The following is an 11810-nucleotide window of genomic DNA, read 5'->3' as shown; positions in this document are numbered from 1 at the left end:
CTAGAGATGGGTGCCATGAGTCGACAACCATCTGTCGCCGCGTCTGGACGCACGGGACGACTCGCACGACACCGCATGAGGAAGCGCACCCGATCTCACCTGGAGAAGCCATGTCAGGCGAACCACCCATGGTCACGACGGATCCCTGCCAGGCGGCTGAGCTGCTGCAACGCGCTCTGCAGGAAGAGGGAATCGTCTCCGACGTGCACGACGGTTACGGGCTGGCGTTGGTGTCGGTCTGGGTGGGACTGGTGGTCTGGTGTGACGGTGAGCGGTTCTGGTGGCGCACCGGATGGGACGGTCCCCGCCACCGGTTCGTCTACGCCTGGCAGCCGGTAACGGACCCCCAGCGTGCGGCGCGACGGATCGCGTTGCGGTACGCCGACCTCCGCGCAGCGCATCCGCTGCCCGAACTGATGGCGGGGGCGCGTGGTGATCCTGCCTGACGAGTGCGTGAGTCCGCACGTGGCGATGGCCCAGCGAGATCACGTACGGCTGGAGTGGCGGCGCCCGTACCAGGCGCTGGAGCGGGCGCGGCCGGTGGCCTGGACGTGCTTCTGCCGTGCCACCGTCTACGAATTATTGGAAAGCGCAGGACAGGCGTTCCTCCGGCGAACCGTCCAGCTCGACGGCAGACACGAGGTACACGAAACCTCGGTCCGGCCGATCAACGAAGCTCGGACGATCTGGACGGCGCTGCTGACCGGAAGAACCCGGTAGATCAGCGTGGGATCTGGAAGGAAGACGCCTTCGAACACGCCTCCGGCAACATCTGTCGCTTGCCGCAGAGGATCTGGCTGAGCCAACCGAGAACGCTGTAGAAGACGATTGAGGGAGTGACAACGATGGCGGCGCGACTGCTGTCCCTGCTCGTCGGCGCGTTCACTGATCGATTCCGACCGATGACCACCAACACCACCGGCCCGGCTCATCCCGACAGGATGTGGCCACCGCGCCTGGGACAGGCGCCCATGATCTCTCAGTGCTTCGCCGCCACACCCAGCCAGGTCAGACCCGCACGCACCTTCGTCGCCGAACTCCTCGGCGACGACCATCCCTGTCGCGACGACGCCATGCTCCTCACCAGCGAACTCGCCACCAACGCCATCGAACACCCCACCGGACCAGCCGACAGACCCCAGGAATTCCTCATCACGCTGACCTTCGTCCTCAACGGCGTACTCATCACCGTCCAAGACCCCGGCTCCTCGGACATCCCCTTCCCCAAGACCACGGGACCGTACGCCACCGGAGGCCGCGGACTCGCCCTCGTCAACACCCTCGCCACCCGCTGGGGATTCCACCGCGACTCCATCGGCACCGTCGTCTGGTTCGAACTCACTTCCTCCGGCTAAAAGCTCAGACGGACTTGGTGAGAGTGCCCCAGCACTCTCACCAAGTCCTGGACGAGACGGAGCCAACACCGACCAAGGAACGTAGACACTCAGGAGGCGCTGGCGGCGGGCTTTGGCGGCGGCCGAGCCCTCGGCCGCGTCGATGGGCTTCTACGTAGGGGAAGGGGCGTCAGCCGGTCGGCGCCGCGCTCAGCTGGCCGGTACGGTCCGCTGCTTCCAGGAGAAGACCTTGGCCGACTTCGGCTCGACGGTCACGGTCAGCCACTGGTTGGCGGTATCCCCGAACGTCTCCAGCCGGGTCAGGTTGGGCACGCCCGCGTAGTTCGGCTCCGACTCCTGGACGTGCTCGTCACCGTGCACGAGCAGCACCGGCTTGCCGTACGCGCGGGAGCGCTCGACAATGCGCTCGCGGATTTCGGTGAACCCCGCGCTCTGCGTGGGCTCGGCCTGCAGCATGAGGATGACGCCGGGGGCGTGGGTGCGCCGGGCGGTGTCGAAGGCCTTGTCGATCCAGTCGAGCGCGGCGGCCTTCCGCGCCTCGTACTCCGCCAGCCGCGGCTCCGGCTGGTCCCCGCCGGGCAGCTCGCCCCACGGGGCCAGGCCGTTCGCGCTGCCGACCACGTGCACCGTGGCGAAGACGACCTTCTTCTCGGTGAAGAGCACGTTCTCCACGTAGTCGCGGTGGCGCCGGTCGCGGGCCTGGGTGTCCACCTTCATCGGGTGCATGCCGAGGGTACGGCCGGCGACCGGGTAGAAGATCCGGCGGACCGCGTCGAGCCGCTCGGTCGGCATGAAGCCACCTGCCGCGGCGCGGTGACAGTCGGTCCAGTCGTTGTCGCCGGGGGTCAGCACGAATGGGTCTTCGAAGGTCTGGTACTGCTTCGCCGTCGCGGTCAAGTGCGCGTCTTCACAGGAGGTCGAGCCGCTCTTGACGTCGCCCGCGTGCAGGACCAGTTTGACGTCCCGGTCGGCGTTGATGTCCTTGACCAGGGCGGGGAACACGGCTTCCTGGGCTTCGCCGTACGGGGTGTCACCGAGCAGGGCGAAGGTGAATGAGGAGCCGTGGCCGGACTGGGAGCCGGTGTGGACGGATTCGGCGCCGGCGATGCCGGGTGAGACGGCACCGGCGGCCAGGGCCGCGGCGATCACGGTTGTGGCGAGCAGGGATTTTCGCATAAGGGATTTATCGCCGCTTACGGCCACCGTTCGACGACACCGAGCCGACACCGCGGGGAATTTTCGCCGACGATCATCTGTCACGGTCCAGAATCGTGGGAGGTCGGCAGGCACGGGAACCGGTGGCTCGCCCGCCCCGGACGACCCTCACCGCTGCCGATCTCGCCGGGACTTGCGGGTGCACGCCGCGCACCCGCTTCGACTCGCCCAGCGAGGGGAAACCTTCATGGGGCGGTCGTGCGCGGAACTCCGTTGCGCGGTCGTTTCCCGGCGTCCGCTGTGGTGTCTCCTCCCACATCCCCGGCGTCCACATCCTGGGGTGAAGCCCCCTCCTTGGTCTCCAGATCTCTACGATCTGGCACTCAAGATGTCTACACCTCGGGGTGAAGGCCCGACGTGCTTCTGCCGTGCCACCGTCTACGAACTGCTGGAAGGCGCGGGACAGGCGTCCCTCCGGCGGGACGGCGTGAGCACGGTGTACGTGCTACGGGGAAGCTCGGTGACGCATCCCGAGACGTGCTTGTGATCAAGGTCAGAAAAGATCTTCTTTCCTGTACTGGGCGACGAAGGAATCCATATGAAGCGATTCATCGCAGGCATCTCGACAGCCGTAGCCGTCACGCTCGCAACCGCCGCCCCGGCCCAGGCCGCTCCCGCTCCGGCGGACCCGGTCAAGGCGTTGAAAAGTCAGTTCGCTGCGGGCAAGGGCATGGAGTTCGGCGACCGCAGCACCGTGACCTGGGAAGGCAGGAGCGAGCCCTATCTCCAGCGGATCGGCTCCTTCCAGTTCGGCAAGACCGGGATCGTCGCCTCGGACATCAGCTCGAAGGGCGCCATGGAATCCGTCGAACCGCCGGCCCTGGATCCGACCGGCATGTCCACCCCCTCGCGGACGATCCGGATCGGCACCACGAGCTACCTCTCGGGCGGGATCTACGGCGACAGCATGCCGGAGGGCAAGACCTGGTACAAGGCGCAAAAAGGCATGACCGGCGGTATCAGTGGCTGGTTCGGCCAGCTCGTGAACGTCGCCGAGCCGGCGACCCTCGCGTCTCTGCTCAAGGGTGCCAAGCGGGTGGGCATCAGCTATTCCGGCACCACCACCTTCGGCAGGCTCGCCAAGGTCTCCCCCTGGTTCAGGGCCACCTTGCCGCTCCGGGCGAGCGACAAGACCGTGGTGACCTTCAAGCTCATGGTGAACCGTGGCGGGCTCCCGCAGCGCCTGACCACTTCCCACGCGGTCACGGGCATATTCGACAGTCCCGGCTGGGAAGGCAAGACGATCACCGTCGACACCCGCTTCACCAGCTGGGGCACCAAGGTCTCCATTAAGGCTCCCCCCGCGAGCAAGGTAACCACCAAGCTCGAGGATTAGAGGCCGGACGTACTGGTCGTGGACGTTGACCGCGGCGGCGGCACATGAAATGAGAGCCCCCGGTCGTGATGAAGCCACATCACGACCAGGAGATACATGGCGCGCCGCGGCTTCGTCGGCGCGTCGTCCCGCGTAACGGCTCTTGCGTCGCACGCTACTCGCCGCCAAGAGGACACCACCGGCCAGGCTCATCCCGACAGGATGTGGCCGCCGCACCCGGGACATGCCCGACGCTGGAACAGGCAGGCGGACGCGGCGGCTCCGGCTTGGGAGGGATTACCTGGCCGGGCGAAGAGCGTTGGCGATCTTCTTGAGTTCCGCGTCGGCGTCGATCTTCTTGGCGTAGTCAGGGCTCATCAGGATTTCGATGGCGAGGCCGGGGTTCTCGACCCAGGTGAGGACGCGGGCGCGAGGCTCGCCGGATGGGATGTTCTTGTCGTTGGCGAGTTCGCCGGGCGGCTCGCCGACGCTCACCAGGTATGCCTTCTTGCCGCGGATATCAATCGGCTCTGCGCCCTGCTTGCCGTATCCGGCCATCCGCTCGGAGATCTGTTCGACGGCTTTGCCGCCGTAGACGATCACCTGGATCCCGTAGCCGTCGGTCACCTTGCCCGACTCGCTCCACGAGGTGGAGTTGCTCGTCTTGCCGAAGGTGTCGCTGTCGAACGAAGGCACCCACTTGAGCCCTTCGGGAAAGTAGACGAAGTCGACGCCGGCGAAGCGGTGTCCGCCTTCGTCGCCGAGATCGCCCAGCTCGGGCGGGAGCTTCTGTGGCTTGTTCACCTTCAGCCCCGCCTCAGAGGACGAGGAGACGATGACGGTGACCTTGGCGCCGGGTTCGGCATCGCCGCCTGCCGGCGGGTTCTGGCTGACCACGATTCCAGCCGGCAGGTCGCTCGACAGCGGGCCCACTCTGGATTGCACGTTGAGGCCGGCGGCCTTCAGAACCTGGCCGGCCACCTTGGCGTCCCTGCCGACGACGTCGGGGACCACGATTCCGGACCGGATGGTCGCCACCGCCTCCCTCTCCGTCGGGGACGACATGGGCTCGCCCGCCGAGGTCATCGTGAGATATGCCGGCACCGTCCCCGCTACCGCCACCATGACGAGCGCCGCGCCGGCCGTGCGAAACCTGGCCAGGCGCCTGCGGTGCCTCCTGCGAACGGCGCCGCCGAGTGCCGGGCTGGCCTGCACCTCGGCCACCTGTGCGAGCAGCGTCTCCTTCAGCGCTTCCTCTGCGTTCATCTCAATGCTCCTTCAAGGCTCGACATGCGTTCGCGGATTCGAGCAAGACCGCGCGAGGCCTGGCTTTTGACGCTCCCGACCGAACAGCCCATGAGCGTGGCCGTCTCGTTCTCCGACAGGTCCTCCCAGTAGCGCAGGACCAGTACGGCCCGCATCCGCGTGGGCAGCCGCTGCAACTCCGCGAACAAGGCTTCCCGCAGGTCCACGTCGAACGGGGGCACGGCGGTGTCCGGCGGTCTGGCGAACGTGATCTCCTGGATCACCTTTCGGCGGCGCGCGACGGAGATCGCGGCGTTCACGACGACCCGCCGGGCGTACGCCTGGGGGTTGTCGTGCCTGATCCGCGGCCAGTGCCGGTAGACCTTCTCCAGGGCACCCTGCACCAGGTCCTCGGCGTCATGCTGGGAAGCGCCACAGAGCAGAATGGCGGTACGTAGGAGCGCGGTGCTCCGGGAGGCAAGGAACTCATCGAAAGCCGATTCGTCTTCATCCGTCATAAGAGAGGCCTCCTTTCGCCCCTCTTCAACGCGCCGGCCCTTCGCAAGGTTGAGCATGGATTTTCCGCGGTGCGGATAATACGGCACCGCAGGGAGATGCCGCGCCTCTTGACAATCTGCCGAAGGCTCATCTACCTCTGCGTTCCCACAGTCGCGGCGTCACGATGGAATTGGGCTCACACGATAAAGCCGATCGGTTCGCGGGGCTGACGCGCGCCGAAGCGTCATTACCATTGGCATGGGGCAGGCCGACGGAGGGCGATGAGGATGGGTATTCTGATCCGCACTCGTGACGTGCCCGCCGCGCGCCGGTATGACGAATGGCGAAGCATCGTCTGTGACACGCTCGGTCCTCTCGATTTCCGGATCGAGGGGGACACCCCGTTACGGGGTGAGATCAGCGCGGGGCAACTCGGCCCACTGGGTGTCGGCAGGGTGCAGACCTCCACGCCGCACAGCGTCCACCGGACACCCGGTCTGATCCGCCGTGACAACCCCGACCTCTATCGGGTGGTGCTGGCGATCTCGGGACGCCCCGCCCTGATGCAGGACGGCAGGTCCACGCAGCTCAAGCGTGGAGAGTTCGCAATCTACGACTTCGGTCGGCCGTACGAGCTGGCCTATGACTCGGCGGTGCATCTGGCGATTTTCGGCTTTCCCCGTACGATGCTGGCGCTGCCCTTCGATTCCGTCGCGAAGCTCACCGCGGTCCCGATCACACCGGATTCCGGGACCGGCGCCCTCGCGGCCCCGCTGCTTCGCAGGGTGGCCCTGGATCTCGAGACCTACCGACCCGCGAACGCGGCCCGGCTGTCCACGGTGGTGATGGACCTGGTCACGATGGCCATCGCCGAGCGCGCCGAACAGACCGAGACGCTCTCGGAGGAGTCACGGGAACGGACGCTGCTGCTGCGCATCCACACCTTCGTCGAGCAGCATCTGGGCGAATCCGATCTGGCCCCCGGCACCGTCGCGGCCGCGCACCATGTCTCCCTGCGTTATCTGCATCGGCTGTTCGAGACGCAGGACACCACGGTGGCCGCGTGGATACGGCACCGGCGCCTTGAACGCTGCCGCAAAGACCTGGCCGACCCGGCCTTCCACAACGTACCCGTCGGGGTCATCGCGTCCAGGTACGCCCTTCCGGACTCGGCTCACTTCAGCCGGCTGTTCCGGCGCACGTACGGCCTGTCCCCCTCCGAGTACCGCCGCACCTGCCTCATGCCACCGGGCTGAGGGCCTGGCACGGAAAGTCAATCGGCCGGCACCGAGAGCCAAGCCCCGGCGGGCCTGGATCCGCAGAATAAAGGTGTTCGCACCAACCGGCGCGAACAACCATAAGGAAAGGCTCCAGCGATGTCCGCCGTACTGTTTGCCAATCTGCCGGTCCGAGACCTGGACAGGTCGAAGACGTTCTTCACCGCCCTCGGCTTCACGCTCTTCGGCATGGCCGACGACATGGCGTCCGTGGTGATCAATGAGCAGGCGCAGGTCATGCTGCTGACCGAGCCGACGTTCGCCACGTATGCGGGCACGGAGGTCGCCGACGCCACCAAGAGCACCCAGGTGATCCTGGTCGTGGGCGTCGAGAACCCCGCTCAGGTCGACGAGCTGTTCGACAAGGCCCTCGCGGCGGGCGGCGCAGCCGTCGGCGAGCTGAGGAATGACGGCTACCGGTACCAGCGTGGCTTCACCGACCTCGACGGTCACCACTGGGAGGCCCTGTGCCTGGTGACGCCGGCGGCCTGAAAGGAACGCGCGCCATGAATGAGACGATGACCGGCAGGGTGACCTCGGCGGACGGGACCTCCATCGCGTACGACCGATCCGGCGTCGGGCCGGCGCTCGTCCTGGTGCACGGCGCGTTCACCGACAAGACCCATCCCACGCTGTACGGCGTGGCAGCCGCCCTGGCGCCGTGGTTCACGGTTTTCAACTACGACCGTCGTGGCCGCGGCGAAAGCGGCGACACCCAGCCGTATGCCGTTGAGCGTGAGATCGAGGACCTGTCCGCCCTCATCGAGGCGGCGGGCGGGTCGGCCATGGTTTTCGGTGGGTCCTCCGGCGCCGCTCTGGCGCTGGAGGCCACCGCCCGGAACTCGGCCATCTCGAGACTCGCCGTGTGGGAGCCTCCGTACCACGTCGACAACAGCGCGCCCAGCCTGTCGTACGACTTCGCGTCGCGACTGGAAGTCCTGGTCGAACAGGGCCGGCGCGCGGAGGCGGCCGAACTGTTCATGGTCGAGGCCGCCGAGGTCCCCGTCGAGATGGTGGCCGCGATGCGCGCCCACTCCTCCTGGTCGGGAGTGGAGGCGATCGCTCACACCCTGGCGTATGAGGCCGCTCTCATGGGGCCGGGCAACGCCCTGCCCACCGAACTTCTCACCTCGATCACGCAGCCCACACTCGTGCTGATCGGCGAGAACAGCCCTGCGTGGATGACCAACGCGGGAAAGGCGGTCGCCGCGACCGTGCCCCGAGCGGTACAGAGAATCCTGGAGGACCAGACGCATAACGTGGCCCCTCAGTCTCTCGCCCCGGAGCTGCTGGAATTTTTCATCGCCGTCTGAGCGAGCGGTCACCACCGAGTCCAGTCGTGCGGAGGTGCTCCAGCTCCGTGAAGCGGAAAGAGCGAACAACGCCAGGGGCTCACTCGTCCGGTTCGGTCACCGGGCTGTCACCGGTGGCGGCGAGCATGATGTGCGGGGCGTCCTCGTCGCACTGGCTGACGCTCACCGCCACCCAACGCTGCCCCTCCGGGGTGTCCAAAGGCCCCCACACCAGCAGGTCACCGTAGAGGTCGAAGGAGCAGATCTCGGCGAAGAGCGGGGGCATCGGCTCGTCGGCGTATGAGCGAAAGAGATAGGGACGCATGCTCACGTCACGGTGCGGCCCCCACCGCTGCTCCAACTCCGCGGCCAGGGCTGCGAGATATGCCTCGGACTCTTCCTGCGCGGCATTCCAATCGGGGCCGGACACGCCGAAATAGCCGCGGCTCTCCCACAGCCGGGTGAGGCGAAAGCCCGCGCCGAAACTGCCCGTCCACTCCCCGCTGTCGGGGTCCCCCTCCCGGTTCGTCGGCCCGTCCGCGGGGACGGGCCGGGTGAGCAACACCTCGACGGCGGCGACGGCGTCCCGCACGCTGAACGGCCTGCCCGTCGGCCGGGGCCTCGGCCCCTGATTCACCGCTTCGCCCGGAGCGGCAGCTTCAGAGCACCCGACCTGCTGCGGGCCGCCCGCGCCGAGTCGGTCACGCCGGTCCATCGGAGGGGGCAACGGCTCCAGGGCGCCGGTGGCGCGCAATTGACGGTTGAGTGCGACGAGGTCCTCGACGGTGCCGACGCCGGACAGATCCAGGAGCACTCCGCCGTGCGTCATGGGCTCCGCCTTCCCCGGCAGGGACAGGCCGCTGTCCGACAACAGGGCGGCGCGCCGCTGGGAGAGGTAACCGCCCCAGCCGATGGACCGATCGCCGGGGCCGAGACCGTCATCCTCCAGGGCGTCCAGGATGTCGTCGTCGGTCACGTCGCCCACATCGATGTCCCAGCTCTCGGCGAGGGCGCGCAGAATCTCGGTGTACGGCAAGGAAGGGCTGTCGTCCGGCGCGGTGATGGCGATCACCACCACCATGGGCACCAACTCCGACAGCCCGCCGGCGGAACCGCTGATGCTGACCTGCACCGTCTGCCGCGCCGAGGTGTGAAGCGCCAGCCGATATCCGGTCCGGTCAAGCCGGCCGTCGTCCGCGTTGCTCTCCCTCAGGTACGCGGCGAGGGCCTCCGTCTCCACCTCCACGGACGGATCCGGCCCGAAGTCCGACACCCCCGTCCACGGGCCGAAAACCGCCGGTTCGATCTCCCCCAGCCGTTTCAGCAGGGCCGTCCAGCGGGCGGCGACCTCCTCGACCGACTCCTGCCTCGGCCCCCAGAAACTCCGTACCAACCGCCTCATGTCTTCTCCGCCTCCGCCGATCGAAAGCGCTGGCCGACGCTCCGCGCAGGAACGTTACCCCGGATGAACTCCTGATCAACGGGCAGAAAAGCCGCGGCCGGCGGGCAGGCCATGCTCGGCTCATGGAGGGCGGCGTCGCCACGCCCGCAACGGTGACCGCGATCCGGCAACGGGTCAGGACGCGATCGGCGTCGCCGGAAGGGGTTTCGGCTCGGCAGCGGCCTGGGCGTCGAACGCCTCGCGGGTGGTGAGGATCTCCGGGACGTGCGCCACCGGCCACTCGGCGATCGAGGACTCACCCCGGGTCAGCTGAACTCAGACGCGTGGTCGATGGCCCACCTCGCGAAGGTGCCGGCCGCTCGACCGGTCAGGCGCTCGACATGGTCGGTGACGCGGTTTGACTCCGGTCGGCACACCGAAGCGGCGATCAGCGCTTCCACCAGTCGCTCGGGACGCCCATCTGCGAGCATTCGTGATCGTGCGAGGTCGGCAGGGACCGCTTCGAAGCGCAGATGACGCCGGAGTGCGGCACCGAGGCGACCAACCTGGTCGGCACGACTGAGCACCTCGGGCCCTGTCAGCACGTACGGGCCGTGATCCAGGTGGTCATGGTGTGCGCGCAGTACGGTGACGGCCGCGTCAGCGACGTCGCGCTCGTCCACGACGGCTGTGCGCGCGATATCCGGACCGGTCACCACGTCGCCCGCCCTCACCTGTGCGGCCCAGCCACGGGCGTTGGAGGCCAACGTGTCGCTGCGCAGCACCACTGGTCGCAGTCCGGCATCGTGGAGCAGGGCTTCCATGTCCGCGTGCACCTGAACGATGGGATCGCTCTGACGAGCGGCTTCGTCGTCGATGGCCGTCGAGGACAGATAGACGACACGAGGTGCCGTGATGGCGAGCTCCGCGACCAGGTCATGGGCAGGGGCGGAATCGAGCAGCGGCCAGATGAGAAAGACGGCGTCGATGCCTGCGAGTGCCGAGCGGACCAGGGCCGGGTCGGTGAGATCGCCGGCCACCGACTCGACTCCGGGACGCGGATCCAGCTGACGGCGGGCGAGGCATCGCACGCGCAAGCCGCGAGCTTGGAGGCGGTCGACCACTTCGCGGCCGAGGTTGCCCGTCGCGCCGGTGACCAGGATCGATGAACTATGACGGGCGCTCGTGGGGCGAGTGGTGTCGGGCATGATGGAGACGCTAAAGGTTCAGGTCGACATGAAGGCAAGGCGTGTATGGCGCAGACGATCGGGGAAGCCGCCGCAGAGCTCGGGATCGAAGCTCACGTGCTACGGCACTGGGAGCAGGTCGGGGCGCTCACCGTACGTCGCGACGGCAACGGCTACCGCGTCTACGACGACAGTGCCCTGGAACAGGCACGCACCGTACTGAAACTGCGGCGGGTCGGGCTCTCGTTGCCCGAGGTCATCGCCGCCCTCTCGCCGCAGAAGTCAACAGCGCAGGCGGTCGTGAGGGCAAAGATCGCCGCACTTGAAGGTGAAATCGTCCGCAGACAGCAGGCGATGACATTCCTGCAACACACCGTTGAGTGTCGGCACCGATACCTCGACGATTGCCCGGAATGCTCGACGTTCGTCCGCGAAGCCTGAAACGGGCACACCGGCGAACCCGCCGCGCGAACGGCCCGGGTTCTCGTCTCCTCCAGCCCGAAGAACCCGGTAGACCGATTCATGCCGCGTGGGGGCGCCGGATGGGGAGCAGGAGTTCGGCGGTGACATTCCACAGGGTGCGCTGGGCCGTTTCGTCACGGCCGGCCTGGGGGCACGGCAGGGGTTGGGCGTTCTTGGCGGCGAAGTAGCCTCCGGTGACGCCCGCGAAGACCGGGTCCCTTGCGAGCCTCACGATGATCTCGGCACCGCGTCGGGGGTCGCCGAGGTGCAGCGTGGTGAGGACCTTTTCCAGGGCTCCGGCGAAGGGGAGTTCGCGTCCGAGCCCGGTGACGTTGAATCCGGGGCAGCGGCCCCCGATGACCGGCGCTCCAAGCTCGTCACCCTCACCCCGGAAGGCTCCAAGGCCCTGGCAGCCGGCACCGCGGCGGGCGAACGCATCCTCCACGAGATCTTCGGGGCCCTGGGAGACGAACAACTGGCCGGCCTGGACAAGCTCCTCGACGCCATCGACGCGGGCATGTCCGCGGCCGCCCCAGACACCCGGCACGTCCCATCGCCCTCACCTCACTGACACGAACCTGCC

At 67.6% G+C, this 11810-nt stretch carries 14 protein-coding genes; 8 read left to right on the top strand and 6 right to left on the bottom strand.

All coding sequences use genetic code 11. The annotated features are described in order from the left end of the window. Window positions 1–110 precede the first annotated feature (110 nt). From CHC08_RS12820 to CHC08_RS12810, 3 genes are all read left to right on the top strand, one after another. Entirely contained in the window at window positions 111–446 is a 336-nt protein-coding gene (locus CHC08_RS12820; RefSeq protein ID WP_179282014.1) for a hypothetical protein, read from the top strand. Further along, entirely contained in the window at window positions 430–720 is a 291-nt protein-coding gene (locus CHC08_RS12815; RefSeq protein WP_089207473.1) for a hypothetical protein, read from the top strand. The genes CHC08_RS12820 and CHC08_RS12815 overlap by 17 nt, the downstream gene beginning before the upstream one ends. 125 nt (window positions 721–845) lie before the next feature. Next, a complete protein-coding gene (locus tag CHC08_RS12810; RefSeq protein WP_089207472.1) occupies window positions 846–1355 on the top strand; it encodes an ATP-binding protein in 510 nt (169 codons plus the stop codon). Window positions 1356–1544: 189 nt separating this feature from the next. Here CHC08_RS12810 and CHC08_RS12805 read toward each other — a convergent pair whose 3' ends face one another. Further along, window positions 1545–2531, bottom strand: a complete 987-nt coding sequence (locus tag CHC08_RS12805) for a metallophosphoesterase (protein ID WP_143653196.1) — start codon at window positions 2529–2531, stop codon at window positions 1545–1547. 577 nt (window positions 2532–3108) lie between these two features. Here CHC08_RS12805 and CHC08_RS12800 point away from each other — a divergent pair. Then, window positions 3109–3906, top strand: coding sequence for a hypothetical protein (locus tag CHC08_RS12800; protein ID WP_089207471.1), 798 nt, complete (start codon window positions 3109–3111; stop codon window positions 3904–3906). Window positions 3907–4182: 276 nt separating this feature from the next. On the opposite strand, the gene CHC08_RS12795 is transcribed toward CHC08_RS12800, so the two are convergent. Together CHC08_RS12795 and CHC08_RS12790 are read right to left on the bottom strand one after the other, a co-directional pair. Then, window positions 4183–5151, bottom strand: a complete 969-nt coding sequence (locus CHC08_RS12795; RefSeq protein WP_089207470.1) for a PASTA domain-containing protein — start codon at window positions 5149–5151, stop codon at window positions 4183–4185. Next, a complete protein-coding gene (locus tag CHC08_RS12790; protein ID WP_089207469.1) occupies window positions 5148–5648 on the bottom strand; it encodes a SigE family RNA polymerase sigma factor in 501 nt (166 codons plus the stop codon). Before CHC08_RS12790 ends, CHC08_RS12795 begins: the two co-directional genes overlap by 4 nt. A gap of 267 nt (window positions 5649–5915) precedes the next feature. On the opposite strand from CHC08_RS12790, the gene CHC08_RS12785 reads away from it, so the two are divergent. The 3 genes from CHC08_RS12785 to CHC08_RS12775 all read left to right on the top strand — a co-directional run bounded on the left by CHC08_RS12785 (window position 5916) and on the right by CHC08_RS12775 (window position 8218). Next, window positions 5916–6884, top strand: a complete 969-nt coding sequence (locus CHC08_RS12785; RefSeq protein ID WP_179282013.1) for an AraC-like ligand-binding domain-containing protein — start codon at window positions 5916–5918, stop codon at window positions 6882–6884. A 120-nt stretch (window positions 6885–7004) separates the two neighbouring features. Continuing rightward, a complete protein-coding gene (locus CHC08_RS12780; RefSeq protein ID WP_089207467.1) occupies window positions 7005–7397 on the top strand; it encodes a VOC family protein in 393 nt (130 codons plus the stop codon). Window positions 7398–7411: 14 nt separating this feature from the next. Then, window positions 7412–8218: an alpha/beta fold hydrolase gene (locus tag CHC08_RS12775; RefSeq protein ID WP_218825289.1), complete on the top strand. Its 807-nt coding sequence runs from the start codon at window positions 7412–7414 to the stop codon at window positions 8216–8218. Window positions 8219–8297: 79 nt separating this feature from the next. Here the strand turns inward: CHC08_RS12775 and CHC08_RS50660 are convergent, their stop codons facing one another. Further along, the gene (locus CHC08_RS50660; RefSeq protein ID WP_218825288.1) at window positions 8298–9599 is read right to left on the bottom strand and encodes an Imm52 family immunity protein; all 1302 of its coding nucleotides are present in this window, start codon (window positions 9597–9599) and stop codon (window positions 8298–8300) included. Window positions 9600–9904: 305 nt separating this feature from the next. Further along, window positions 9905–10786 carry an NAD(P)H-binding protein gene (locus tag CHC08_RS12765; protein ID WP_089207466.1) on the bottom strand — a complete coding sequence of 294 codons (882 nt, stop codon included), beginning with the start codon at window positions 10784–10786 and terminating at the stop codon, window positions 9905–9907. A 45-nt stretch (window positions 10787–10831) separates the two neighbouring features. Between CHC08_RS12765 and CHC08_RS12760 the strand changes: the two genes are divergently transcribed. Beyond that, window positions 10832–11206 carry a MerR family transcriptional regulator gene (locus CHC08_RS12760; protein WP_089207465.1) on the top strand — a complete coding sequence of 125 codons (375 nt, stop codon included), beginning with the start codon at window positions 10832–10834 and terminating at the stop codon, window positions 11204–11206. Between the two features lie 79 nt (window positions 11207–11285). On the opposite strand, the gene CHC08_RS50655 is transcribed toward CHC08_RS12760, so the two are convergent. Beyond that, window positions 11286–11774 (bottom strand): Rossmann-fold NAD(P)-binding domain-containing protein, encoded by a 489-nt coding sequence (locus CHC08_RS50655; protein ID WP_218825287.1) that lies wholly within the window; start codon window positions 11772–11774, stop codon window positions 11286–11288. Window positions 11775–11810 lie beyond the last annotated feature (36 nt).

The organism is Streptosporangium subroseum, assembly GCF_900188345.1.
GTDB lineage: Bacteria > Actinomycetota > Actinomycetes > Streptosporangiales > Streptosporangiaceae > Streptosporangium > Streptosporangium subroseum.
The sequence above is the reverse complement of the archived record's forward strand: the minus strand, read 5'-3'. Positions and strand labels throughout refer to the sequence as shown.

Coding starts and splice junctions, on each gene's coding strand:
- CHC08_RS12820 (WP_179282014.1), top strand. CDS start 111: ATGTCAGGCGAACCACCCATGGTCACGACGGATCCCTGCCAGGCGGCT.
- CHC08_RS12810 (WP_089207472.1), top strand. CDS start 846: ATGGCGGCGCGACTGCTGTCCCTGCTCGTCGGCGCGTTCACTGATCGA.
- CHC08_RS12805 (WP_143653196.1), bottom strand. CDS start 2,531: ATGCGAAAATCCCTGCTCGCCACAACCGTGATCGCCGCGGCCCTGGCC.
- CHC08_RS12800 (WP_089207471.1), top strand. CDS start 3,109: ATGAAGCGATTCATCGCAGGCATCTCGACAGCCGTAGCCGTCACGCTC.
- CHC08_RS12795 (WP_089207470.1), bottom strand. CDS start 5,151: ATGAACGCAGAGGAAGCGCTGAAGGAGACGCTGCTCGCACAGGTGGCC.
- CHC08_RS12790 (WP_089207469.1), bottom strand. CDS start 5,648: ATGACGGATGAAGACGAATCGGCTTTCGATGAGTTCCTTGCCTCCCGG.
- CHC08_RS12785 (WP_179282013.1), top strand. CDS start 5,916: ATGGGTATTCTGATCCGCACTCGTGACGTGCCCGCCGCGCGCCGGTAT.
- CHC08_RS12780 (WP_089207467.1), top strand. CDS start 7,005: ATGTCCGCCGTACTGTTTGCCAATCTGCCGGTCCGAGACCTGGACAGG.
- CHC08_RS12775 (WP_218825289.1), top strand. CDS start 7,412: ATGAATGAGACGATGACCGGCAGGGTGACCTCGGCGGACGGGACCTCC.
- CHC08_RS50660 (WP_218825288.1), bottom strand. CDS start 9,599: ATGAGGCGGTTGGTACGGAGTTTCTGGGGGCCGAGGCAGGAGTCGGTC.
- CHC08_RS12765 (WP_089207466.1), bottom strand. CDS start 10,786: ATGCCCGACACCACTCGCCCCACGAGCGCCCGTCATAGTTCATCGATC.
- CHC08_RS12760 (WP_089207465.1), top strand. CDS start 10,832: ATGGCGCAGACGATCGGGGAAGCCGCCGCAGAGCTCGGGATCGAAGCT.